General features: G+C 41.9%; 18 protein-coding genes and 1 pseudogene. 16 read left to right on the top strand and 3 right to left on the bottom strand.

Annotation, left to right across the window (positions count from 1 at the left end):
• Nucleotides 1–63 precede the first annotated feature (63 nt).
• On the bottom strand, nt 64–3888 hold the full coding sequence (locus V1358_RS08130; protein WP_347393159.1) for a DUF4214 domain-containing protein: 3825 nt from the start codon (nt 3886–3888) through the stop codon (nt 64–66).
• A gap of 258 nt (nt 3889–4146) precedes the next feature.
• On the opposite strand from V1358_RS08130, the pseudogene V1358_RS08125 reads away from it, so the two are divergent.
• The 16 genes and pseudogenes from V1358_RS08125 (at nt 4147) to V1358_RS08050 (ending at nt 24934) form a co-directional block, all read left to right on the top strand.
• A pseudogene (locus V1358_RS08125) lies at nt 4147–5582 on the top strand (mannose-1-phosphate guanylyltransferase/mannose-6-phosphate isomerase).
• A gap of 257 nt (nt 5583–5839) precedes the next feature.
• Nucleotides 5840–6613, top strand: coding sequence for an ABC transporter permease (locus V1358_RS08120; RefSeq protein ID WP_347393158.1), 774 nt, complete (start codon nt 5840–5842; stop codon nt 6611–6613).
• Nucleotides 6610–7308, top strand: a complete 699-nt coding sequence (locus tag V1358_RS08115; protein WP_347393157.1) for an ABC transporter ATP-binding protein — start codon at nt 6610–6612, stop codon at nt 7306–7308. Before V1358_RS08120 ends, V1358_RS08115 begins: the two co-directional genes overlap by 4 nt.
• Nucleotides 7308–8216, top strand: a complete 909-nt coding sequence (gene rfbA / locus V1358_RS08110; RefSeq protein WP_347393156.1) for a glucose-1-phosphate thymidylyltransferase RfbA — start codon at nt 7308–7310, stop codon at nt 8214–8216. The genes V1358_RS08115 and rfbA overlap by 1 nt, the downstream gene beginning before the upstream one ends.
• On the top strand, nt 8217–8774 hold the full coding sequence (gene rfbC / locus V1358_RS08105) for a dTDP-4-dehydrorhamnose 3,5-epimerase (protein WP_347393155.1): 558 nt from the start codon (nt 8217–8219) through the stop codon (nt 8772–8774). It begins immediately after the preceding gene.
• Nucleotides 8771–9643, top strand: a complete 873-nt coding sequence (gene rfbD, locus V1358_RS08100; protein WP_347393154.1) for a dTDP-4-dehydrorhamnose reductase — start codon at nt 8771–8773, stop codon at nt 9641–9643. Before rfbC ends, rfbD begins: the two co-directional genes overlap by 4 nt.
• The gene (gene rfbB, locus V1358_RS08095) at nt 9630–10718 is read left to right on the top strand and encodes a dTDP-glucose 4,6-dehydratase (RefSeq protein WP_347393153.1); all 1089 of its coding nucleotides are present in this window, start codon (nt 9630–9632) and stop codon (nt 10716–10718) included. The genes rfbD and rfbB overlap by 14 nt, the downstream gene beginning before the upstream one ends.
• Nucleotides 10719–10736: 18 nt before the next feature.
• Nucleotides 10737–11666, top strand: coding sequence for an NAD-dependent epimerase/dehydratase family protein (locus tag V1358_RS08090; protein WP_347393152.1), 930 nt, complete (start codon nt 10737–10739; stop codon nt 11664–11666).
• 6 nt (nt 11667–11672) lie between these two features.
• The gene (locus V1358_RS08085; RefSeq protein ID WP_347393151.1) at nt 11673–14780 is read left to right on the top strand and encodes a rhamnan synthesis F family protein; all 3108 of its coding nucleotides are present in this window, start codon (nt 11673–11675) and stop codon (nt 14778–14780) included.
• 323 nt (nt 14781–15103) lie between these two features.
• Nucleotides 15104–16399 carry a hypothetical protein gene (locus tag V1358_RS08080; protein ID WP_347393150.1) on the top strand — a complete coding sequence of 432 codons (1296 nt, stop codon included), beginning with the start codon at nt 15104–15106 and terminating at the stop codon, nt 16397–16399.
• Nucleotide 16400: 1 nt separating this feature from the next.
• The gene (locus V1358_RS08075; protein WP_347393149.1) at nt 16401–17408 is read left to right on the top strand and encodes a hypothetical protein; all 1008 of its coding nucleotides are present in this window, start codon (nt 16401–16403) and stop codon (nt 17406–17408) included.
• 2 nt (nt 17409–17410) lie between these two features.
• The gene (locus tag V1358_RS08070) at nt 17411–20011 is read left to right on the top strand and encodes an acyltransferase family protein (RefSeq protein ID WP_347393148.1); all 2601 of its coding nucleotides are present in this window, start codon (nt 17411–17413) and stop codon (nt 20009–20011) included.
• Complete coding sequence (locus V1358_RS08065) at nt 20004–21893, top strand: hypothetical protein (RefSeq protein ID WP_347393147.1); 1890 nt, start codon at nt 20004–20006, stop codon at nt 21891–21893. The genes V1358_RS08070 and V1358_RS08065 overlap by 8 nt, the downstream gene beginning before the upstream one ends.
• Nucleotides 21894–21909: 16 nt before the next feature.
• Nucleotides 21910–22884 carry a hypothetical protein gene (locus V1358_RS08060; protein ID WP_347393146.1) on the top strand — a complete coding sequence of 325 codons (975 nt, stop codon included), beginning with the start codon at nt 21910–21912 and terminating at the stop codon, nt 22882–22884.
• Nucleotides 22877–23848, top strand: coding sequence for a glycosyltransferase family 2 protein (locus tag V1358_RS08055; protein WP_347393145.1), 972 nt, complete (start codon nt 22877–22879; stop codon nt 23846–23848). The genes V1358_RS08060 and V1358_RS08055 overlap by 8 nt, the downstream gene beginning before the upstream one ends.
• Before the next feature lie 27 nt (nt 23849–23875).
• Entirely contained in the window at nt 23876–24934 is a 1059-nt protein-coding gene (locus V1358_RS08050; protein WP_347393144.1) for a hypothetical protein, read from the top strand.
• 19 nt (nt 24935–24953) lie between these two features.
• Here the strand turns inward: V1358_RS08050 and V1358_RS08045 are convergent, their stop codons facing one another.
• Nucleotides 24954–25778, bottom strand: a complete 825-nt coding sequence (locus tag V1358_RS08045; RefSeq protein WP_347393143.1) for a sulfotransferase — start codon at nt 25776–25778, stop codon at nt 24954–24956.
• A complete protein-coding gene (locus V1358_RS08040) occupies nt 25778–26986 on the bottom strand; it encodes a tail fiber domain-containing protein (RefSeq protein WP_347393142.1) in 1209 nt (402 codons plus the stop codon). The genes V1358_RS08045 and V1358_RS08040 overlap by 1 nt, the downstream gene beginning before the upstream one ends.
• Between the last annotated feature and the right edge of the window lie 2 nt (nt 26987–26988).

Below are 26988 nucleotides of genomic sequence, written 5' to 3'. Positions count from 1 at the left end.
TTTGTAATCAGACTCCATAAAAAAGGCTGCCATGTGGCAGCCTTCGTGTTTCAAGTATGTACCTTAGAAACGATTAATAAACTCCGTGCTGCGGATAAGTTCTACCGCATACGCTGCCACTGCGTCATTGTACGCTTCGCCACTGAGTCCGGAAACACGCGTTTCGAAATCGTTCACAGCTACTGTATTCGCTTTGTTTCGCAACAGTGCTAGGTGCAATACAGAAAGCGTGTCACTGTTTAAGTGGGTGTCAACACTCGCCGGCGACTCACTTAAGTTAAATGCATAGTTAGCACGAGGGAGCCCATTATCCAGTAACCCAACCCAGTACGCTTTACTATTCTCTGAGATTGTTCCACCAAAGATATTGCTGTAGATAGTCTCTACAAACTCAGAGTTACTCAAATTCGCCCCAAAGCGATTACTAAAGGCTGGGCTCGCTATTAAGCGTGCTGCCACTTGCGGCTCTCTTAAGTCACCCTCAAGTAGTTTCCCTAAATAGACTTGAAAAGCACTACTATGCATGTCACTGCCTAAGACCGCTTTGAATAAGCGCACCAATGATTTACGTTGCGCAAAGCCTTCCGTCTCTAACAGAGAAATCACGTGGTCTTTTAACGTACCGTCAGTGCCATCCTCGTCAATTTGTGTAGCAAGAGTATTTGTGTCGTGGATAGACCATAACTCATCGTTCAGCTCCCGTGAAACTTGGCGTACCAGCTCAGCAGTACTCGTGTTTACAGGGCTATCCATAGTGGTTATATCAAATCCATCTGTGAACTCTACACGCAACGGCAAACTATCTGCGTCTGCATCCAGCAGTGCACTACTTGTTTGTGGAGACATCGCTTTGAAGAAGTTAAAAGCCATTAAGTTATCACGCATTACGCTCTCAACTGGGTAGCTATCATCCCCAAATATGACGTCTTGACGCGCAAGTCTTGTTGAATCAATGACATCATTGGTCATGACGAGATACAAGTTCTTTAACGTCTGCAATGTAGACTGCTTAGTCATGTACTCAGGACTATTGATAAACGTTAACATCAAGTGCGCCCGTGTATAGCCAGGTTTGGCCAGGTTGTTTGTCCACACCTCAAGCCCATTTTCCGTAGGTGGACGCCCAAATACATTCATGTAAGACTGCTCTACAAACTCACTGTCAGTTAATTCACCATACTTATTGACGAACTCTGATGAAGCAACGAAGCGTGATACAACCTGAAGCTCTGTAAAACCTGCATTCATGTTTGAACGCCACGCAACAAGGCCTTTATACGTCGCGGCACGGTCAAAGGCTGCTTTATAAGCACGGCCGATGAAACTCAAGTTTAATAGATCGCCCGGTGACGCTACTTTGGCATATATGTCATACGCTGGAGTTGCTGATGTAATACCCAAGTCACTTTGTAAACTTGCCAATGCACTGTCACTTATTTGCAGTGTTCCACGCACATGAGCCAGTGCCATACGAGTTAGCATATCTGTATAGGTTTGATCACCTAAGTATAAATAAGCCTCGTTGTCCTTCTGGTTTTCATTCGTCTGCAGGACTTTTTCGATTGCTAATGGCAAACCGTCACCGTCTGCATCTGCCCATAATTGGTGCACTGTTAGCCCCTCGACACCCAGATAGATTTCGTAATCGTCTGGAAGGGCGTCTCGGTCTTTGTCTACATTACTATTGGGGTTGGTTCCAATGCCATACATACCCGCTTCGTCAACATCTGATACACCGTCACCATCTGTATCTCCGGTGTTAACAACTAAAGGATCAAGGCCGTAAAAATACTCATCCCCATCCCAAATGCCATCACCATCTGTGTCAGAAACTAGAGCACTTGTCCCAAGTGTATTTTCTCTGAAGTTAGACAGACCGTCACCGTCCAGATCTCCGTCTGCACTGGTGCTAAAACTGTAATTAAGGTTTACATTACTGAATGTAGACCAAGCTTGCAGCATGATGTGATAAGTACCATCTATATCAGTAGGGCTGCAAGATTCATTACTCCCAACTAAAAATGGACGACAATCCCATTCATTCGTTGTCGGTGCTTGGCCAAATCTTACGTATAAGTCAGCATCGCCATCAGATGTTGAAGAACTAATGCTCACATTAATGTTTGATGCATCAGCAGGTGCAAAGAATGTTTTTCTGATTTCTTGTGAGCTTTCTGCAGCTAGGTTTTCAAAAGTCGCGCTTACAGTAATCTGTTCTGACCCATCGGCGTCTTCAAGGGACAAGCGATATTCTCCACCGCTGCCGTAGCTGCTAAAGCCAGTAGATGGGTTGGTATCTGGATAAGAAGCAGAAACTTCTACGTAGTATTGACCAGCAGCAAGCTCATCGAAGTAATCAACCTGGTTTAATTGAGGAGTTAATGTTGCTGGGGTAACCTCATAACTGTAGATTTCAACTTGTGCGGAGTTATACACCTTTACTGCAAGCGGCAGGTTTGCTGCACGGTCTTCACCTTCAAAAGCTAAATCACTCATCACTTGTAATTTTACGAAGGTAGGCCCAGCAAGAGTGAAAGTGTATACGTCTTTATCGACAAAAAGCCCACTAGGCGTAATTTGTGATTTGTAGTTTTGTAACCCTAAAGCGATAGCTTTAGCATTCGCGAAATTATCCCCTTCTTTATCAGAAGCTAGGCCTACCTTGCCTTGTATTATCGCAAGATCATCTTGTTGTTGGTCTGCATCGGTGTAGTCGCCGTTATTCCATTGCACATACTTTTTACCAAATGGCGCGCCCATGATGGGCCCCCAAGAGCCATGACCACCGTAGTAACCTAACGAACTCGTACCATCATGACTTAGCCCCATTTGGTGGCCAGATTCATGAGAGTGGGTCATGCCCATAGAGCCTGTACCGCTGTTAAATGTCCAACCAGTTTTCAAGTAATCAGAAGTTCTATCGAATATACCGACATACGCAACACCACCCGCCGCGGAATAAAATGTGTCTCTCGTGGCCGTTGTAGTGGCAATGATTTGTGAGCGGTTTACGATGGGAGTTGCGTCATAAACAGCCTGACTCGTGGTCACGTTCAAATCGAATGGGGCATAATCTTCAGCGGCTTCTTTCCACGCCAGCCATATACGATATAATTCCTCTGCGCTAAATGATGTTGTGTTGCCATCAATGTCGTACGGGTCATAAGGTATGTCGTTACTGTCGTTGAAATTATCATTCCATGCAGTACCGCTTAAAACACCTCCCCAGTTGTTGATATATAAGACTTTACTTGCCCCGGGGCGACTTTCGAGGTTTTTTAAATTCGCGAGCGTTAAAGGTATTGATGCCCCTGCGACACTTACTTCAGTCGGTATTTCTGCGTTAAGGTCCTTAGGTGTCGCTTTAGGTATCTTTACATGCGATTCGTGAGGATGGTCAGCACATTGAATGGTATTGATATCAATTTCTTTGAAAGACGCAGTGCCCGATCCATCAACTGGTGCGTAGTAATATTTCATTGCTTTGCTATCAAATAGCTGCATTGCACTAACTTGCCCGTTTGACTCTATTATCGTCAGTGAACCAGAACCACTTGCTAAAGCAGCGACTGACGCCTTGTCAGCGTAGCTTGAACGCCTGTCACTTTCTAATACTGAATGCAGCAAGGCTTCACTTGGAGATAACTCTCGAGTGACTTTAGCTGTAAGCACTTCACCTGAAGGCATGGGAATAGCAAACGACTGAGAAAGACTCGGTCGTTGACTTGGCGCAGAGAGTGTTACTGCAAACTCTCGCTCACTTTGAGATTGCATTTGCGTGTTATTCGGCGTCAATTCAAAAAACATTTCTGAATCAGCACCTACACTTTGAGCACTGAAAGCTAGTGATAGCGATAGTGCAAGAGGGCGTATTACTTGTTTGGGCATTTCCAACATCCATTTAACATCTTAGCCTCACATTTTAACATCCAAAGTGGGGGGTGTATATAAAATAACCCCTCATTAATCCTTCATAAAGTTTGCGTTTGGGTGTCTTTGGTGCATTTCTAAAAAGGTAATCCAGTACGGTTTTTTTGAACTACTTTTATGCGACCTATCACTGAGCGATACTCGTGGCGTGAACAAGTCTATGACATGCGAGTTGTCGTTGACTTGCTACATATAGGTCGTAACATGCTTGGATCTATGATCCCTTTATATAGCGAATTTCCTGTGGTCAACAACGATGTATATCCAGTGATATTGTCTGGTGGTTCAGGCACCCGCCTGTGGCCTTTGTCTAGACAGCACTATCCAAAACAGTTTTTGCCTCTGAACAGCGAATTTACGCTATTTCAGGAGGCAGCGATGCGTCTGAGGGGGGTTAATGCTCCTATTATGGTGTGTAACGAAATACACCGGTTTGTGCTTGCAGAACAATTACAGCAAATAGGTGTTACACCCAGCGCAATATTTCTAGAGCCTGTAGCACGCAACACGGCGCCAGCCATCGCTCTTGCTGCTTTTGAGGCACTTACACTTAATGAAAATGCGGTATTGGTTGTGCTTGCAGCCGATCACAAAATTGAAAGAAGTGATGTTTTTGAGGTGCCTGTTAATCAAGCAATTAATGAAGCGCAGAGCGGTACGTTGGTAACTTTTGGTGTGGTGTAGGATAAACCTGAAACAGGCTTTGGCTATATTCAGGCTACCCCAGATTTGCGCCACAACATAAGAGATATTAAGCAGTTTGTTGAGAAGCCAGATGAACAAAGCGCGCAAGACTACGTAAGTCGTGGAGACTTTTTTTGGAATAGCGGCATGTTTGTATTTAAGGCTCAGGCTTTTCTTGATGAACTCAAAAAGTATGCACCGCAAATTTATCGTCATGTATTCAAAGCGCATGCGAATGCACAGCATGATCTTGACTTTATACGTGTGGATAAAAGCAGTTTTGAATCGTGTCCTAGCGACTCTGTTGACTATGCGGTGATGGAACAAACCGATAAAGGGGTAGTATTGCCTGTTGATATGGGTTGGCATGACTTAGGCTCGTATGATGCGTTATGGCAAATGAAAGAAAAAGATGAGCTCGGAAATGCGCATTTTGGTGATGTTAAGAATATTGACTCAATTGCTTAGTCCACTCAGAAAATCAATTTGTAGCTACTATTGGTATCGAAAACTTAGTAATAGTCGCAACAAAAGACTCTGTCTTGGTTACTCCGCGGGATCGTGCTCAAGATGTAAAGCAAGTAGTTGCCTATCTAGCCGGATCCGGTAGATGCGAGCATGAGCAGCATTACCAAGTTCACAGGCCTTGGGGGAGCTATGACACTATAACTAGCGGTAAACGTTATCAGGTAAAACGAATTTCGGTTAAGCCGGGCGGCACTTTGAGCAAGCAGCTACATCACCACAGAGCAGAGCATTGGGTAGTGGTATCTGGCACTGCGCTCGTGCAAATTGATGGGAAGGACAGCCTGCTAACAGAGAATCAATCTACCTATATCCCCGTAGGTAGTGTTCATCGCTTGAGTAACCCAGGTAAAGTAACGCTAGAGCTTATTGAGGTGCAAAGTGGTAGCTATTTAGGGGAAGACGACATAGTACGTCTTGAAGATAATTATCAGCGTAGTTGAGTCTCGGTTACTAAAATCAGTATTTTACAAAGTATGTGTTTGCTTCAAGTTGATGATGAATAGGGGGATTTTGATTTGCACCGAACATTACAGGTTTGAAACTGATAGGGCGCTTACTTTTTAGGAGTAGGCGGCATAAGTCTTAACATGGAAAGATACTCCCTTTGTAAAGGCATCGCTAGCAGGAACACGCTGGTAAAGACTTTGTGAATAATGTATTCTCCTGCGCTGTAGTTTAGTCAAAAGAATGGACTGTTTTGAACGTTTTTCAATCACTTTCTCTGGTGCATACTCAAGCTGTCATGAAACTGAAGTCTCAAGCAAATATGCTTGTACTGAGTTATCTGTGGTGGGTTTTAGAACCTTTGCTCTATGTACTGCTTTTTTACTTTGTGTTTAAGTATGTCCTTTACAGAGGAGGTGAGGACTTCTTTATCTTTCTCGTGGTTGGCAAAATTCCATTTTTGTGGTTTTCGAAAAGTGTTACCTCAGGGGCTAACAGTATCGTCGAAAATAAAGGGCTACTGCTGCAGAGGGTCATTCCTAAATACATATTTCCGCTTATCAACTGTCAAGAGTGCGTTTATAAACAGTTGATTTCATTTGCAGTGATGTTTATTGCATTACTTTATTCTGGTTACCATATCTCAGCAGGATGGTGGCAATTGCTGCCTCTAGTGATTGCTAACTACATTTTGATCTGCGGCGTAGCCTTATTCTTCTCTGTTTTTGTTACAGCTGCACCTGATTTTAGAATGGCGATTCAGCTATTTATGATGGGTCTGATGTTTACATCGGGAATCTTCTGGGATGTTAACTTGATTCAAGATGAGTCCATCAAAGAGTTGTTATTGATAGTGAACCCAATGGCTGCGTTAATCGATGGCTACAGGCAGGTTTTGATGTATAACGGTATATTCGAAACTCAATATCTTGTCTCTGTGTTGGCATGGGGTCTGTCTGCCGGAGTGATGGGGTTATTGGCGCTCAATTATTTTAGTAACCAGCTTACGAGGAAGTTATTGTCGTGAGCAATTCATCTATTATTGAATTAAAAAATGTTACCGTCGAATACAGCGCTAGAGCGGGGCTAATCAAAAGGTTTAAACACCAAGCGTTAAAGGGTGTGTCATTTTCTATTGAGCGCGGGGAAGTGTTTGGTGTTCTTGGTCGAAATGGCTCAGGGAAGTCAACTTTATTACAGGTATTAGCGGGTATCTTAAGACCCAATGAAGGGGATGTTGTGCTCGGCGGTGAAGTAAGTCGCTCGTTACTTACTTTAGGGCTTGGGTTCAATAACCACCTATCAGGCAGAGATAACGCGTTGATAAGCTGTATGCTTGATGGTCACTCCAAAAGAGACGCTCATTCATTATTGAATGAAATAAAAGAATTTTCTGAATTAGGGCATTTTTTTGAGCAGCCTGTAAAAACCTACTCCGCAGGAATGCGCTCAAGGCTAGGCTTCGCAACAGGTTTAATGTTGAAAGTGGACTTGCTGCTGATAGACGAAGTGCTTAGTGTAGGTGATGCCGAGTTTAAAGCTAAGGCTGAAAAGGCATTACTAGAAAAGATGAAAGGTGAGCAAACAGTCATTTTTGTATCACACAGTGCTGGTCAAATTCAAAAATTGTGTACACGTTGTATCTGGTTAGATAAGGGTAAAGTTAAAGCTCTGGGAGATACGAAAAACGTTATGAAAGAATATCAATTAGGAGGTAAGTAATGAATCGTAAAGGGATTATTTTAGCAGGTGGCTCGGGTACTCGGCTTTATCCACTCACTAAAGGTGTCAGTAAGCAATTAATGCCTATCTATGACAAGCCTATGATTTATTATCCGCTTACGACATTAATGCTGGCTGGTATAAAAGATATCTTAATTATCACTACAGAGCATGACCAAGAAGGGTTTGTGCGTCTGCTCGGTGATGGTAGTGACTGGGGAATTAATATTGAGTACGTAGTTCAGCCAAGTCCTGACGGCCTAGCTCAAGCATTTATCCTGGGGGAAAAGTTTTTAAACGGCTCGCCTGCAACCCTGGTTTTAGGTGACAATATTTTCTATGGTCATGGCTTTTTAAAGTTGTTACATAGCGCCAATGAGCGCAGCGGAGCAACTGTGTTTGGTTATCACGTTGACAACCCAACTGCATATGGTGTTGCAGAGTTTGATAGCTCGGGTAAAGTAGTTAGCTTAGAAGAAAAGCCTGCCAAGCCTAAATCTAACTATGCTGTCACGGGGTTATATTTTTACGATAGTGATGTGTGTGATCTGGCCAAAGAAGTGAAGCCCTCGGCACGAGGTGAGCTAGAGATCACAGACTTGAACATGCTTTACTTACAGCAAAATAAGCTTAATGTAGAAATTATGGGTCGCGGTTACACTTGGCTCGATACTGGTACTCATGGCAACCTTTTAAGTGCAGCTCAATATGTGCAAACAATTGAAGAACGCCAGGGCTTGAAGATGAGTTGCCCTGAGGAAGTCGCGTATCGTATGGGCTTTATCAATGATACCCAATTTGAAAAGCTAGCCACAGGGTTAGTGAAAAGTGGATATGGTCAGTATTTGCTCAAAGTTTTATACGATCAAAGCCGTCCTGCTGGTGAGTTATTTGATCGGTTCAAATAAATGAAAATACTAGAAACTAATATACCTGATGTGAAGTTGTTGGAACCAACCGTGTTTGGTGATGAGCGCGGCTTTTTCATGGAAACATTTAGAACAGACTGGTTTCAAAAGCATGTTGCAGATGTAGAGTTTGTGCAAGACAACCACTCGAAGTCCAAGCAAGGGATCCTACGGGGGTTGCATTTTCAAAAGGTGCAAACACAAGGAAAGCTGGTACGCGTTACTTCTGGAGAAGTGTACGATGTTGCAGTCGATATTCGTGAAGGCTCACCAACGTTTGGGCAGTGGTTTGGCACTTATCTTTCTGAGTCTAATAAACGCCAATTGTGGGTACCTGCGGGCTTTGCCCATGGTTTTTTAGTGACCAGCGAGTCAGCAGAGTTTGTTTATAAATGTACAGACTATTATCATCCTGAGTCGGAAGTTTCTATCGCTTGGAATGACTCTCAGTTAGGTATCGACTGGCCCTTAAATGGTGAAATGCCGAGCTTGTCTGCTAAAGATATTGAAGGCGTTTCTTTTTCATCGATTAAACCTCTTAATATTGGTGGGATATGATCGTTGTTATTGGTAGTAGTGGCCAACTAGCATGGGAAATCAAGCGGCTGGCGCCCCAGAGTGTGTGTTTAGGACGCGATAAAATAAATTTAGAAGATGTCGCGTCACTAGAGCAGCAATTGCAAGAATATCGACCCAAGGCCATCATAAATGCCTCTGCGTATACAGCGGTTGATAAGGCTGAAAGTGACCTTGACGCTGCATACCAACTGAATGCTAAAGCGGTCGCACACCTTGCTAAGTATTGCGAAGAAAACGCGTGTCACCTGGTACATGTATCTACTGATTACGTATTTCCAGGTGATAAGGGGAGCCCCTATCTGCCTGACGAACCGCTAAAACCAATCGGAGTATACGGTCAAAGCAAGGCAGAGGGAGAGAAGTACGTCCAGTCTTTGCAGACGAAAGGGTGTATAATCCGCACTTCATGGGTTTATTCAGAGCATGGCAATAATTTTGTTAAGTCCATGCTTCATCTTATGTCCAATAGAGACTCTTTGGGAATAGTGAGTGATCAAATAGGCTCTCCTACTTGGGCGAAAACATTAGCCAAAGCATGTATTGAAGCTGCGAACAACGAGTATAGCGGTGTTTATCACTGGACAGATTTAGGGGTCGCATCTTGGTATGACTTCGCACAAGCTGTATATGAGTTTGGGTGTGAATTAGACTTGCTTCAAGGCGGTGTTGATATTAATCCAATTCGTACTGAGGATTACCCAACTCCTGCCAAGCGGCCTAAATACAGTGTGCTAGAAAAGCATGATACGCAAAAAGAATTTAAAGAAACACAAATGCAATATTGGCGAAAGCAACTTAAGCAGATGTTGATAGAATTAAAAGAGAATGAGTTAAATGCAGGGAAATAAAACATTATTAGTAACTGGCGGTGCTGGGTTTATCGGTGCAAATTTTGTCCATTATTGGTTAGAGACATATCCAAATGATCGAGTGGTTGTATTAGACGCACTTACCTATGCAGGAAATAAGGCAAACTTAGACCCTGTATCGCAAAACCCAAATTTCAAATTTGTGCATGGTGATATTTGTGATCAACCATTAGTTGAAACGCTGCTTAAAGAGGAGGCGATAAATACAGTAGTTCATTTTGCTGCTGAATCGCATGTTGATCGCTCTATTACTGGCCCAGATGCTTTTATCGAAACAAACATTATTGGCACTTACACGTTATTAAAGGCCGCAAAAAAAGTGTGGTTAGATGAGCCTAAAGAGCAAGGGCTAGAAACGCCTTGGCATCGTTTTCACCATGTTTCTACTGATGAGGTGTATGGCACGCTGGAGCCTAATGACCCTGCTTTCACTGAAGATACGGCTTATGCACCTAACTCACCTTATTCTGCTAGTAAAGCTGCATCAGACCATTTGGTACGAGCTTATCATCATACTTATGGTATGGAAGTAACAACTTCGAATTGCTCTAATAACTACGGGCCATATCACTTCCCTGAAAAACTCATTCCGTTAATTATTACTAACATTCTGCACGATAAACCTTTACCAATTTATGGTGATGGAAAGCAAGTCAGAGACTGGCTGTATGTTGTGGACCACGCAAGAGGAATTGATCTAGTTATCAATAACGGTCGCGTTGGTGAAAATTATAATATCGGTGGTCACAACGAGTGGCACAATATCGATATCGTTAAGCTAGTTTGTTCCCTAATGAATGAAGCCTTCAACAACGATTCGTCATTGAGCGACAAATACCCACTCGCATCCAAAGCAGCAAATGGCCAAAGTGAAGAGTTGATTACTTTTGTAAAAGATCGCGCGGGGCATGATCGTCGCTATGCTATTGATGCAACTAAAACAACTGCTGAGCTAGGCTATAAGCCAGCCGAGTCCTTTGAAAGCGGAATACGTAAAACGGTGGACTGGTATCTTAGTACCCCAGTGTGGTGGCAAGAGTTGATTAAACAATAACGGAATAAGTAACTTGTTATGTTAGGGAATTTAGGGAACGAGAAGTCCACATCAGAACTTGGTAAAGTTTGTGTGTTTGGCGCAACTGGCTTTGTTGGTTCTGCGATCGTTAATGAGCTGGAACGCCAAGGTGTGGATTGGATAGGGATATCTAGGTCAGCAAATACTCACCCAAACATTGTAGAGGCTTCGTTATCAGACACTGCGTTACTCCAAGACATCATTTCTGAGTATAGCTGTGTGGTCAATGCAATGGGTTCATTTAAACCCGCTGATTTCGAGTCTAATACTAAACATGTATTCCAGACGTTTTGGGAAAACATTCAGCTATTCAGTGAGTTGCTTTCAAAAAGCAATATTACTCAGTTATTGCATATTTCTTCTGGTGGTACGGTATACGGTGAAAGTCAAGGTGTTGCTTCAGTCGAAACGGATTGGCTTAAGCCCATATCTTGGTATGGGAAAGCGAAAGTTATAGAAGAGTCAATGCTAGAAAAGGTCGCTCTTCAAAGTGGTTTTACTTATACCTGTGCGAGAGTATCTAACCCATTTGGGAATAGCCGTTTTTCCAGCCATGGTTTTGTTGATGTTTTGATCAATACAGTCAGAAATGGTGGCATATTTAATACTTTTAATAACCCATTATATTGCCGTGATTTTATCCACTGCCAAGATATGGCTTCCGCACTCGTAAAACTCCTCGAAAGTCGAAATAGTGAGCAAGTTGAAGTGTTTAATGTGGGTTCTGGCGAGAGCATTTCCCTGCTTGATATTCTATCCATAGCTCAGGCAGTTCGACCTGACTTTGAATATAAATTGGAACGGTTGACTACAGACTATGACGTGGTTCAAAGCATGCTAAGCGTCAATAAGTTAGAGGCTTTTGGTGTGAACACAAATAGCTTTATCACTGTAGAACAGTACCTGAAAGAAAAGTTGATGGGATAGATGTCCATGTTCAAAAATTTATTTAAACGCACGTATAAAAAAGAATTATCAGAAATCAGGTCCTATGAGATAGATTGGAGTGAGTTCTACAGCACTAACAATGTAGAGTCGTCTTTAGAGCCGGAAGAGTACTTTGTATTGAATGTTCAAAAAAGGAGTTTGATCGTTCCTAATGTACTTGATGTTGAGTTTTATCTGAGCCGATATGCCGATGTGCAATTTGAGCAAGTCAATCCCTTAATTCACTACATGCGTTACGGTCGCTTTGAGAATAGAAAGGCCTTTCCAGATAAAAAGAAGGTAATCCCCAAGTTATCCAAAGCGCAAATAGAGCATGACTTTAGTGTCATTGCCCAACAAAATATTAATTGGGAATCTTACATTGAACTTCACGCTCTTAGTTCAGAAAATGAGGCTATTGCTCACTACGCGACGTATTGGCCAGTGCTTCTGCCTGTTATCGATGATGTAATAGACAGTAAATTCTATGTCGATAAATACCCAGATATTTGGGAGCGAGGAGATAACCCCTTAGTCCACTATTTAACACATGGTAAAGAGGAGGGGCGTAGTGCGTTTCAGCAGGAGCAAAATTCAGGTGGTAAAGAATCTATAGACCTGAAGGAAGAGCCGATTAGCGTTGCGGTTAAACTTGAGCCTCAATCTCCCGTTTGTGAACTTGCAACTAAACTGGCCTCTCTTAGCGTAGATTGGCGTAAATTTTCAAAAGTAAACAACTTAAAAGGTGATTGTCATGAGCCGATTCAATATGTTGTGGAAAATCACGAAAAGATGATGCTAACAATCCCAGGCTTTTTTGATAGCAAACTATATCTAGAGTTATATCCTGATATAGCAAACGCCCCTATTAGTCCACTGCGTCACTTTTTATTTCACGGTAAAGCAGAAGGCCGGATAGGCTACTTTAATATTAAAAAGCACTTTGAGCTTGGCGCACACACTTTTGATAAAGAAAAAGAGCTTTATGTTGTAGTGAGCCATGAATCTTCTGCGACCGGGGCACCACTCGTTGGGTTTAACTTATCTCAGCAATTAGCTAAGCAGGCCAATGTAGTGAACATTGTTCTGAGAAAAAGTAAATTGCAACCTGCATTCGCAAAAGAGTGTGTAGCGAGTATTAGTGATTTGCACGTTCAAAGCCCTGTGCTTGCTAAAAAAGCACTTGAGTTCATAGCACAAGAGTTCAAGGGGATTGACGGTATAATTTGTAATTCAGTTGAAACCGCATATGTGCTGCACGCAGCAAATCAACTTGATATTCCAAGTGTATCGTTGGTGCACGAGTTTTCAGAATATACTCGCCCCGTAGGAAAAATTACTAATACCGTGTTTCATGCCGATAGAGTTGTTGTTCCTGCACAGGTTATAAAAGACTCCATGTGTCGCGAACTAAAGTCATTCCGTGGTGTAAAGGTTGTCCCTAATAATATTGCTATACAGCCTCAAGGGCGCTTGCCGTTTATTCCTGAAGGACACGGTAAGTTAGATTCAATTGAAACCCTTAAAGCCAAGCTAGGGTTGGATACTAGCGATGAACCACATGTATTGATTGGCGCTGGTTATGTGCAAATAAGAAAAGGTGTTGACCTGTTTATTGCTGCGGCCAAGAGAATAAAGGAACTTGCTGATAAACCGTGCAAATTTGTTTGGGTCGGCGAAGGGTACGAGCCAAATAAAGATTTGCATTACGCCAACTGGGTGCAAACTCAGATAACGTTGAATGGCTTGGAAGATGATGTGGTTTTCCTGGGGCATCAGCGTAATCTCGACAATATAATGACCTTGGCGGATGTGTTTTGTATGACATCGCGCTTGGATCCATTCCCTAATGTGGTTATAGATGCGCTCGATGCTGATGTGCACGTAGCATGTTTTGAGCAAAGTACAGGCTGTGCTCAATTCTTAAAGGATCATGACGCGAATGCCACAATAGCGGATTACCTCAATATTGAAGCATATGCGCAAGGAGTCGGTGCTTACTTGAATACAGGTAATAGGTGGGAAGGAAAGAACAAAGAGATTGTTACTAATCACTTGAATTTTGAGCGCTACACGGAAGTGGCCATTGAGCAGCTAATGAGTGCGATGGAGTTCAGAAAACGCGTTAGTCAGTGCATTGCGTTGATAAAAGAAGATAACACCTTCGACGCTGCTTTTTATGATCCAGCATTAACTCCTGAAGAAGCAATCAAAGAGTATGTACAACTGGGATTAAAAGGGATTCATTTATACAATCCTAAGCCAGGCTTTTGCGAGCGCAAGTGGCTAGCTAGAGCTAATAACCCTTATCAATCAGGATTGGCTGAGTCGCTACCTCTTGGCGAAGACACAACACACGACGTTTATACCGTCAACACAAACACCAAGCTAAGTGCTATAGATTTCAAATATGCAGTACATTTACATTTGTTTTATCCAGACTTGGCACAAGAGTTTGCCCGCTATTTGAGTGCACTCCCAAGCGGTTTTGATGTATATATCACCCACTTGAGTGATGCCGACACAGAGAGCATAAAGCTGGCTTTTGAAAGCTGTGGTGCAGACAATGTTCATCTTGTAATTGTTGAGAATAAAGGCCGAGATGTAGCCCCGTTTATTGATGTATTAAAGCCACACATTGATGCGGATGCTTACGCTGTAGTTGGTCACTTCCACTCTAAGAAGTCCTTAGAGGTAGGCGGTGATATGGGAGATAGATGGCGTCGTTTCTTACTCGATACATTAATTGGAGATAAGCAGCAAGCGGCACAAGTTTTAGCGCAGTTTAATGACTCCGAAATAGGGTTAGTGTTTGCCGAGGACAGGCACTGTGTTGACAGCGGCGAAAATATCTCTTTTATAGAGACTCTCTATGAAAAAATGGATATGAGTGCAGACCCTAATTGTTATTTATTCCCACTAGGGACGATGTTTTGGGCGCGCAGCGACGCAATCAAACCGTTGTTTAGCTTACCCCAAGAGCTGTACACACCTGACGAGCCTTTACCTTATGATGGTAGTTATTTACATGCTATCGAGCGCGCTCTTTTGCCTCTGTCCGAAAGTCAGGGGTACTTAGCCAGAAGCATATACTTAACAAATCGAGTTTGGTAACCATTAATACACAAAGCCAGCGTTATAGATATCGCCATTGAATGTATGATGGCCTTCTTTGAGAATTATCTTGTTGGTGAGATCGGGTTAAGGAGGAGGTGGGCGCCTCTTCTTATACTGAGCGACCCACGATGGACATGCCAATCAAAGGTATGCTTTGTGTTGAGCTGGGAAGCTGGTTATTCAGCTTAAGCTCAAAATGGCTCAATAATATAGATGAACATGAACTCAGATTAGAAGTTCTGTTTAAATAACACCAGTAAAGTCGTGGTGATAGCGCGAGCGTCCTTTACGAACATAAGAGAACATCGGTTAGTAAATCTATGAAAGAATGTATTCTCCACATTGGTATGCACAAGACAGGCTCTTCAGCCATTCAAGAGTATTGCACAGATAATAGTGGTTCTTTGGGAGACGGTATTGTTTACGCTGACTTAGGTACTGCGAATCATTCTGGACCTATTTGCTATGCGTATAAGTCAGAAATTGAAACACACCCTTACTTTAATCGTAGAGGTCATAGCACTGAAGAATTCCAGCGTTTAAGGGAGTTATATCAATCAAAAATTGAAGAGCAGCTGGCAAAAAATTACCATAAAATTATCTTTTCTGCCGAAGACTTAGTTGCTTTAACTAAGGTAGACTTAGACGCACTCAAAAGTGTCATATTACGGTATGTAGATAAGATAAGTGTGGTTGCCTATTTAAGATCCCCCATAGATTTTGCAGAGTCAGCTTTTCAGGAAATGGTGAAAGCGTATCCAGTTGAACCAGAGGCGGCAGTTATTTTTCCTAAGTACGAAAGCTCAATGGCCAAGTTTTGCGACCAGTTCAGTGATGTATCTTTTTATTATTATGATAAAAGCGCGTTTCCAAATGGAAGTGTAGTGCAAGATTTTTGCAAGAGAGTGGGGATTAAAATTGCAGAGGAGTCGCCAAAGAATGTTTCGCTGAGCGGTTTAGCCGTTAAGTTTTTATATAGGTATCAAAGTAAACGAGTAAAGGTCACCATCAGCCACGAGCAAACGCAGTTATTAGAGAGTATTTTAGCGCCTTTGCAAAGCGGAAAATTCAGATTAAATGAGAATGTGATTGAAGAAGCGTTAGTACTGAACCAAAGCGAACATGAATGGGCAGCCAAGCAACTGGATATGTCTGTGGATGAATTTATTAACAGGCAGCAGAGACCTGAACAGACATTTTCATTAGCAGAGTTTACTGAACAGGAAGTTGAAAAAATAATGAGCTTACCGCGAGTTATAGAACTTGCGCAGTTAGTTCAAAGCGAGTGTGGGGTGTCACTTCCCTCGTTTCTGAGTAATATCGTTGTCGATGAGGAAGAAACAAAGCCTGACTTACTAAAATATAGTTTGGACCGCCTTACCCCCGAACTAATCTCAGGTTGGGTTGTAAACTTGACAAACCTAGATGAAAAGGTGCTGGTTCAACTATATGTTGGCGATACATTATTAGAACAACAAAAATCCGATAAATTTAGAGCAGATTTGCAGAGTAAATCGGTTGGTGATGGCTTTGTGTCCTTTAGGTTTGATCTAGCAAGCCAGCCCGTTGATATCAACGAGGTAAAGGTATGTATTGGTGGGAAGGTAGTGAATTAAAATGCTTGACTTTATAGTTCATTTAGGTCGAGGGAAAACAGGCTCTACTTCGATTCAAGATACTCTGCGAGTGCATCGTGAAGAGCTTATCGGCGTTGGCATCAACTATGTCGGATTAAATTTTGAGTATGAGGCTCATGAGTTCCAGTGGCAACGTCCTAACGGGTGGTCATCACTCAAGTCGATGAAAGAAGAAGATGCGATAAGTCAGTTATCTAAAAAACTGAAAGAGTGTCTTAGGCATAGTTTAAAAAAAGGTTATAAAACGGTTGTTTGGTCAAATGAAAGCTTGTTGCAGAATTCAAAAATCGTTATTCCAGCACTTAGTTCGATTAACCAAAATAAAATTAATATAAAGTTTGTAGTCTATGTTCGTAATTACAGTGCTTGGATTCAGTCTGCATACTGTCAGTGGTCATTAAAGCATAAGACTTATAAAGGGCCCGTGCAAAGTTTTCAGCAGTGGAGTGAAAAAGATTTTTCACTCGGCTCTGTCTTGCGAGCTTGGGGAGCAGTTCCGGACACTCATCTGTATTTAAGAAATATGGACAGTACTGCCAATTTAGTTGATGATTTTATCTCACTGATCGGTGGTCCTGTAGGGATTGAGCAAATCCGTAATAATGATGCCCCCCAAAGTGTGGCATTGGCGTTGTGGGCGATTTATAACAGTCAGATCACGCAACCTGTCCCGCCTATTCACCTAAAGAGGTTACTTGATTCAGCCAAGGTCACCAACAAGAAATACATGCATGTGGATCTGCAAGGGTTAGGCGCAAAACCGAGTGATCTTGCTGCATTAGAAGATAGATACTCAGAAGACTTAAACAGTGTTAACGAGTTACTTTTAAGCCAAGGTCAAGAGCCATTAAGCAATGATTCAACCATTAAGCAAGCGGCCAACGTTTCAACTGAACAACTTATCGCTGGGTTATTGGATATATGCAAAAGCAACTATGAACAAATACAAGAATTGAAGTCAGAAATAAATCAGTTGAAGAGGAATTGAGTGTGTCTAAGGCGGTAAGCCGAAGAGCTGACATAGATCTACTTAGAGCTGCAGCTGTACTCAGTGTTATCCTCTTCCACTTTGATGTCCCGGGACTCCAAGGTGGATTTCTTGGCGTTGATGTTTTTTTTGTGATATCTGGCTATTTGATTACGACTCACCTAAAAGAGCAAATCACCGACAACAGCTTCACCTTTATTGGGTTTTATGGGCGTCGAGTAAAGCGCTTAATGCCCGCTTTACTGTTTACGCTATTATTAACATCACTCGTTGCATTATGGGTGTTACCAAGCACTTTGTTGTCAGATTTTAGCGAGTCGTTGATTACCACTTCGGTGTATGTTTCTAACATCTACTTTTATTCACAAACGGGATACTTTGATACAGCAAGTCACCTCAAGCCGCTATTGCATACGTGGTCCCTGTCTGTCGAAGAGCAGTTTTATCTAGTCTGGCCGTTGTTGACTCTCGTGGCGATCAAATTTTGTCGGTTACGTTTAGTTGTCGGGCTTTGCTTTGTTCTGTCATTGTTAGCGGCTGAACTGCTCTATGTGCCGGGGCAGAGTTTTACCTTTTTTATGTTCCCATTTCGGATTTTTGAGTTTGCAGTAGGTGCACTTCTATGTGGACTGACGCTTTCGAGTCTTAATCCTTTAAAGCGATCTCTAATCAGTGCGGTGGGGTGGGCCTTGATTGTTTTGTCCATTGCATTGTTAGACGAGCAAAATCGTATGCCAGGGCTGTTATCTTTGCCAGTGTGTATTGGCACGGCATTGATAATTTTGTCAGCCCAAAGCTATAACAAGTTGCCGCTACAGGCGTTTTGGCTGCGCATAGGGTTAACTTCCTACTCATTGTATTTACTGCATTGGCCCTTGATGGTTTTTTATAAAATTATGTTCCAGCCAGCACTCGACTGGCTGGATATATCAATACTTTTAGTTATTACGCTGATTGGTGCAGAATTTATGTACCGTTACGTTGAAAACCGCAAATGGCTTGAAAATCTATCTTTCAAGAGTTTTAGCCCTTTTTATTGGCCTATGTCACTGGTCGTTTTTGCATCACTTTTTTATGTGGTAAGCCCAGAGCTTCATAAGCACTTATTGAGTAACCCAGTTCAAAAGCTATTATCTTCAACACCAACCTACCGAGAAACAAAAAATAAACTAGATTACTTAGAGGTTGAATTTGATCTTCGTGAACATGAACAAACTATAGTTATAGTTGGCGACTCACATAGTAAAAATTTAGCGATGGCAATTGGCCCACTAATCAGTCATCGCGTTTTAATCCAAAATGATATGTGCGACCCACTCAGTGCTGAAAGTCTAAAAGGGGTCGAACTCAAGGAGCATTATAAGTTTCATACTAATAAAGAAGTAAGGAACACTGACTGCAGTGAATTTCACAAAAGCTTTATTGAGCGCTTAAAATCAGCCTCACCTGATTTTGTTATCTTTTCTGAGCGCTGGCAACGCGCAGCATTGCCTTATTTAGCAGAAACATTGGCGGAAATTAGGCGAGAAGTTACGCCACATATCATGCTGTTGGGGCCAAATATAGAATTAGTAAACCTCCCTTTGGTGGCGCTAAAAGGGGTAGACTCCGTAAGTGACATAAATGAGGTAATTCGCTCAAGACTGCTAGATTTAAGTGACGTAGAGTATTCAGTTTCTCGCATCGCAAAAGAGCAAGGGGTTCACTTCCTATCTAAAGCAGAAGCTGTGTGCCCTGGTTTTCAGTGTCAATTTTTTGATGACGAAATGCTTTTTTATTCAGATACTAACCATTGGTCTGAGGCTGGTTTGAAAGTATTTGGTGAGCGCTTGGTGACGAATGCTCGTTTTCAAGCGTTTATATCAAAAAGCGAGCCACCAGCAGGCAGCTATGACTCTTGGTATGGTAATTACGAAGAAACGATTGATTTGACAATGTTTGCTGATGTTCGCCAGCTATTCCAGCATAGTCAAAAAGCTCAGCGCTTTAATGGGCAAAGCAGCGTGTTAGTGATAGGTGATAGTTCCGTCACCGAGTTTGTCAGTGCGCTTTACCTTTCTAAAAGTAAACAGGGTGAGTCAATAACGCCGTTAATAAGTGCATGTCCACCGGTGTTATTGGATCTACCTTCTAAATTAAGAGAAAATATCTTAAGGGATAAAAAGCGAACATCAACTGATTGTACTAAGCATACAGAAATATTTAAGCGTGAATTAAAAAAGGGGCATATCAAGCAAGTGATTATTGCTTATAATTGGCCGCTTTATTTAATGGAAGAATTACCTAAAACGTTAATTGAACTGAAAAGTACATACCATGCAGATATTACTTTAGTCGGTATGAAGCCTAGGTTACTCCGTACTGATACTGGGGAGCCAAAGGTACAGTTATTACATAATATTAATCGCAAACTCGATGAAGTAAGCGCTAAAAGTGGTGTGCAGTTTGTTGATATGAAAAGTTTGTTTTGTGCATCTGAAGAGCCTGTTACTTGTGCAAAAGAAATGAAACCACTGTACACAGCACCTAATAGTTTGAGTCTGGCGGGTGTAAAGTATTCATCGGAACACTTGTCAATACTAGTTGAGAAAAACTATGAGTAACCAAAAGCTCACCATCGTTTTAGGTATGCACCGTAGCGGTACAAGCTTACTGTCAGCTGGCCTATCATATATTGGTGCGAACTTTGGTAATGAGCTTATGGGCAGAACCGAGTTCAACCTCAAAGGCCATTGGGAAGACAATGACGTAGTTGCATTTAACAATCGTGTTCTTACTATGTTAGGCTTGGAATGGGATAGCCTTGATTTTATTGATGACGCTTCGTGGCGGCGAGAGGATATCAGGTGTCTTATTAATGAGGGTGTTCAGTTAATAAAAAATAAGCTTTCTCAGAATGCTCAACAGTTTGCGTTTAAAGACCCACGCACGATACGACTATTGCCAATTTGGCTAGAAATAATCAATCGTTGCGACATCACTCCTCAATTTATTATCGCTTTTCGTAACCCACTCGATGTGGGTGTATCGCTCGCACGCAGGGAAAGTAAACCGCTGTCTTTGAGTCAGCTATTGTGGATGCATCACCACTTTTCATATTTAGACACTTTGCTTAGCCTCAAGCATGACGTAGCGTTTGTTGACTTTTACGATTTTTGTAAACAGCCCAAGCTGGTGCTTAGCGAACTAGCTGACTTTTTGAACCTTGAAAAGCAAGACGATACGATCGTTGAGTTTGCTGAGCAGTTTTATGATGAGTCATTAGTTACAAAGCAGACTGACCCTTACCAATTATCTGAAAATAAACGCTTATATCCTTTTGTGTTTGATGCTTATAGGTGTTTGCGGTTGCAACAAAAGTCAGGGACAGGCGAGGGGCTTAAGTTAGCTTCTGATACAGGCGAGTCGTGGATTACAGTCGGTCCTTTTTTGTGCCACCAATACGATGTGCTTAAAAAAGAAAACCTCGCTAATCAGCAGGCTGTGAGACAGCAAGAGCAAGAGAAGCAAAATGAGCTACGTAAGCAGCTTATGGTGATACAAACTAAAGAAGAAACAGCTCTTGAACTCCACAATTCAATCGCAGACATGTGTACAGAGTTAGCGCAAAATACTGAGCGGCTCAACAGCATGTGTGGCATGAATGACAAGGTGCATACCTCCGTTACAAACCTGCTAGAGCAGGGACTCGCTACAAACACTATGCTGCCCGAGTTGAATGCAAAACTAATACAACTTGTTCAGTCACATGAAGATAATGCAAGCGCAACACAAGCCCAAATAGCAAGCAATCTTGGCGATGTGTGCGAGTCGGTGCGTGATTCGTCTAAGTATGTGATAGAAACACTCAGTGAGCGTGTTGACGAGCTCTTTAAACAAAATGGCGAAGCTGCTCAGCAGCACAATGAAGTTACACATAAAGAGTTACTGAGTCGGTTTGAGATACTAGCTAAAAAATATGAGCTGTCTACTGACAGTGCAGCTGATTTAGAGAGTGCTCAACGTGACATCATCAGTCTACTTGAGGCACAAAATACATCTTCCTTACTCTCTGAAATAAAAGAAACATTAGAATCTAACACTATTGGCGAGCAGGTTCTTACTATCTCAACGCGGTTAGACGAGCTCTCTGCAGGGGTTAACAACAGTAATATTGATGATTTACTCGGTAAGTATGAAGCAGCTAGTGCTATACAGCACTCTAACTTGCTTAAAGAGTATAAGCAGCATTTAAACATTCTATTGGGTGAAGTTGAATCAAGCTCTAGAAGCATGGCTGAAAAACAGCAACGCCAAGGGGAGCGGCTTGTATTGCAACAAAAACTCATTCAAGAATTGCAAGAAGAAGCCCTAAAATTAAAAGAAGAAACCAGTGAATACCGAATTGTTACGCAAAGCCTACAGCGTAGGCTGTCTGATATACATGAATCACTTTCATGGAGAATTACATCACCCTTAAGAGGCTTACTTCGCCTTTTCAAGTGAAGTTGAATATTTAAAAATGTTTAAATTCTTAAAAAATGAAAAGAAACCACTTTTCTTTGTTCATATTCCTAAAACCGCAGGCACAAGCTTTAGGCAAGCGCTATCTTCCAAGCGAATGTTACATTTAGATTATGGCAAGGAGAGCCCTGTTACCACCAATGCAATTAAAAAGTATATTTACAAGAATGACGATTTTTACGCATTAAAGTCAGACATCACTGAGAGCAAAGGTTCAATTGCAGGACACTGTCATTTAGCTAAGTACCAAGATTTCGTAGAGAGCTCTCATATTGTAAGTTTTGTGCGCTCGCCAAGTTCACAGATAATTTCTCATTATAATCATCATGCTAAATTCAATGACTTCTCAGGAACGTTTGAAGACTTCCTTATGTCTCCCTCCTATCACAGCATTCAAAGTAAACTGCTCAAAGGGCTCCCCTTAACTTTACTCGGAGTAATAGGGGTGACAGAGCGATATTCAGAATCGCTCAAGTTGTTCAAGGCGTTTTACGGCGATAATCTTTCAGAGCATCAAAGTAATAGGAACACTTCACCCAAAGTCAGAAGTGAGCAAATTGATGTAAACTTGCATAAAAGGCTAACTAACAGAGGTCGGGCTGATCAGGCGTTATACGATGCTGCTGTAGAAATGCTTGATGAGAAGCTTTTATTTCTTGAAAATTGCTCTCCGCAACAGTGGGTGTATAGCCATGTAAAGCTCCTAGACAATGGCCATTTGTTCGGATGTGCATTTTACCATGGTGAAGGTTCTGGTGTCGTTGACCTAGAACTTGAAGTGGCTGGTGATTTAAAGCGTTTAAAAGCAAACAGATATTTTGGTGCCTTTCCCAAAGCGAACTTCCCTCGCGGGCGTTACATTGGCTTTTTGTCAGATCCTATTAATAAAAACGATTATGACAACCTAACTTTGAGAGTGGCGGGTACTAATCAAGTTATTTTTGACTCTAAAAAAGTTAACAGCCATGGATAAGCTTGCCGTGTTAGTTGCTACCTATAATGGTGAGCGATTTATAGATGAACAAATGGCGTCATTACTTTCCCAGTCCGTTATGCCCGAAGTCGTTATTGTGAGTGATGATAATTCAACGGATGGTACATGGTCTAAGCTGGAGCTTTGGCAGAGACGATTCCCTGATATTATTCAATTACACAGTAATAAAACGGGTAGAAATGGCCATGTGGGCAACTTTGCCAACCTTTGTGAACTGGCAAAGGAGACAGATTGTGTATATTTCTCGTTTAGCGACCAAGACGATGTATGGCTTGAACAAAAAACTCAAGCATTGATTGAGCTGTGCTCGCACCAAGAGAGTCAACACAGCAAAAGGTGGCCTGTATTAGTGCATTGCGACTTGGTGGTTGTTGATGAAAATTTACGAGAGATCGCTCCGTCATTTTTTAAGTATCAGGGTTTACCTTCAGCCGATAAGCTAAATTACCCCAAGTTCCTGATTCAAAATAATGTGACTGGGTGCGCAAGCCTCATCAATCGAGAGTTATTAGAGCTGGCAACACCCTTGCCTAATGACGTTATGGTTCATGATTGGTGGTTTGCCTTGGTGGCAAAAGCGCAGGGTTCAATAGGGTTTGTGGACAGAGCGCTCATTAAATATCGCCAGCACGGCGGCAATGCAATAGGTGCGAAATGCCGAGAAAAAAGTAATGTAGCGAAAAATATTTTTAGGTTACTTGTACAGGCTAAGCACGGATTCATTCACATACGAAAGAGTGTAAAGCAGGCTCAACATTTACAAAAGCTAGTGAGTAGCCCTGAAGAAAACTCAATAAAAGAGTTTGTATACTTTCGTCAATTAAGTTTAAGTAGGCAAGCCCAGTTCACGAAACAACTGGCAAATAATGCATCCTCACTAATAGAAAGGATCTTAATACAAATAGCGTTGATAGCCTATTCATCGAAACCGACACGTAAATAGTCTCTAACTATTTTAGGAACCAGAACTTTGAAGCAGCTTATCATTCACGTTGGACCAGGGAAGTGTGCATCCTCGACTATCCAGCAGTTTTATAAACTTTATGCCTGTGAGTTGGTGGTTCCAACCGTATTTAGAATGTTGCCAGCTGCAAGTGTGAATAGCTCGTCACTGCATGAACTAAAAGCGTTGAGTAAACGCTTGCCACCACTTAGTAATTTGATTGTAAGTCATGAGTCGTTATTTAAATTTCCTGAGTTAGTTAGGGCTATCGCTCAAACTATATCCCCTAATGTAGAACGCGTTATAGTTATAGGGTACTCAAGAGAGCAGTCTTCGTTTATACGAAGTAGCTTTAAGCAGTGGTTGTTTCGATCAGTTGAAAGAAAACGTGAAGTTGAATCTCTCTTTGCGGATAAAGGTTTAAACATTGACCTTTTTACTGGCATGGAACAAGCACTTATAGCTGGTTTGCTCTCAAACTTTAAAACGACACGTCAGCTTTCAGGACATCTTATCCATCAATGGCACAAGAGCTATAGCCACCTTGAAAGAAGCTTAAAAGATCTAAATGTTGAACTAAGTGTTGGCACCATTAAACCGCTATCGCAGGGCTTCGATTTGTTGCATGATTTTGCAGATAGGGCTAATTTTGATTTGGGGGAACTCGGTGCTCTCGCTTCTGACTATAGAGCCAACGAGAGCTTCTCTGAAGCTGTGGTTGAGTATGCTTACAATAATGTGGAACGCCTCAATATAGGCCCCCATGACGGTAACGAGTTACTAATTGAGCTGTCTAGGCTTGATGTTGAAAGAACACCGGTTGCAAATTCAAATATACTGATAACTGCGCTATCGGGTTACATTCAAAAATATTATCAGGACGAAAATTTACAATTTTGCCGTCAATTTAATGTCCAACGCTTTTTTTATAACCAGTCTAAAAGCATCAATCAGACAGAAGCACTGATCGATGCTTTGCAGGTCTTTACAGCTCAAAGGAAAACGCTACGTTACCATGAGGGTTATCTGCGTTTTATATCTAAACATGAAGACGAGTTGCAGCGGCTGTTGGTCCCCGGCTCCTGATCGAACGCGAAATGCCTGATTAGAAACTGTCAAACCCAAGTCGTTCTAGTAAGTCTGCACCTTCTCGTGTTAGATATGACGTATCTTCATTTTTTGCACGCCCTATGCTACTTGGTGCAGAGAACAGAGCAAGTAACGCAGGTTCCATCTTCTGATTAAGTGATCTCAAGCCAATAAAATCGAAGAAATTTGCTAGTTCTTGCTCATGCTTTTGAGCAAATTTATCATAGTTCAGAATATGAACCCGTTCGGGAAAACTGTCTTTGATTTTGATTATGCGTCGATGAACAGCGCACCAATAATTAAAGGACTCTTCGGGTGTTATCTCTGGTGTACGCCATAAAAACAGCGGTCCCCAAACCTTTAGCTGATTTTGATTTGAACTATACGCCATATCTAAACCATTACGAACAACATGAATGTATTTTAAGGAGGGATCAAGCTCTAGTAGTTTGTCGATAAAGACGTGGGTATTTGGTTCTTTCCAACCCCAAACTTGTTGCACTTTATTATCAACAGGCGCAGTGTTGGCATTCATTGCTCGTTGCTTTAACCACTCGCAATCGTGCAGAGGCCTATGTGTTACGCACTCGGTTAGTAGTTCTTTTTGTACATCATTTAATTGCTGCTTTTGTAGATTTTGTTTCAAAAGGTTATATCTAGACGATACTTCCTCAGTTGTTAAAGTGGCAAATAAAGGATCTTTGAATAACAGGGTAAATAATAGCGTGTCGGTAGATTCATTTAGATCGTGGCCTAAAAATAGGCCACATTCTTTAAGTATATTTGCAATGAGGCGAGTGCCACTACCACCGACACCACCTACACATATTGGAGAATACATTAATTCTTTGTTTTCTCTAAATTATCTAAGCGTTCTTTAATTAAAGAAAGCTCCTGTTCCTTTGCTTCCAACTTAGTTTGTAGCGCTTTCACTGCTGCAATCGCCACACCGGTAATATCTGTGTAAGAAATTTTATCGGTCGCATCGCCGTTTAACCCAAACGCCTTATGAAAGTCTTCAGCCATTGGTCCTAAGTGCGAGATATTATCGTTATCTTTAATGTAGTTCCATGTAAATACATCAAGGGTTGCTAATTTATCCAAAACAGAACTCACGTCAACATTGGCTATGTTCTCTTTGATTGCGCGACTAGACGCACCATTTACAGTGCCTGAGGTTGTTAAGTTGCCTTGTAAATCTACCTCAAACTCTTGTCCATCCCCTTGGGGTGAGACTATGAAGAAACTGTTGTTATACGTTCCCGTTTTCCATGTTGCAGCTCCAGCACTAGTGTTTTCATACACTATTTGAGAGTCTCCGGCGTTTTGCATAGTAATGAAGTTTTTGTCGCTAGCTGCAGCACCAGTTGATTTTATAAGAATAGATGGGTCGACTGATTTTGATATAGTTAAAGAGTCACTCGGGTTGTCAGTACCCAAGCCAATGTTATTGTTCGCCGCAATAAATAAGGCATTTTCGTCAGCACCAGGCTTGATTCTAAATGGTAATGCACTCCCATTTGTCACATCACGAACAAAGAAATTGGTTTCGTTACCGGCGATATCCCATGTTTGAGACGACCATCCCTGGCTTCCATCTTGTTGCAGGCGTAGTGTTGGTGTGTCGCCGTCGGTTACTTGTAGCTCTACTACAGGGCTACTGGTACCTATGCCGATATCACCCTGAGCATCAATGTAAAGTGCGTTACTCCTCGCGCCGGCGTCGATTTTAAATGGGTAAGCATTTGTGTCAGCATTCTGAATTGCGAAATGACTACCTCCTCCATTTGTGGAGTCGTTTATTTCTATACGCCAGTCAGTTGTTGGGAATGATGCTGAGTTACTGGTATCTTGAAAATGAATACGCAAGTTATTTTCTTTTAAGCGAATAGTGTCCGCGCCAAAACTCTCACCATTAGCGCAGTCCACACCAACACATAGACTTCCATCTATAATTAGATCATCAAGAATCTGTTGGTCAGCGTTTACGCTGAAAGAAGCGGCTATCGCAACGCTTAGTAAGCTTGCCTTAAATGTTGTCTTGTTCATGC

Source organism: Pseudoalteromonas pernae (assembly GCF_039831865.1).
Taxonomy (GTDB): Bacteria; Pseudomonadota; Gammaproteobacteria; order Enterobacterales; family Alteromonadaceae; genus Pseudoalteromonas; species Pseudoalteromonas pernae.
The sequence above is the reverse complement of the archived record's forward strand: the minus strand, read 5'-3'. Positions and strand labels throughout refer to the sequence as shown.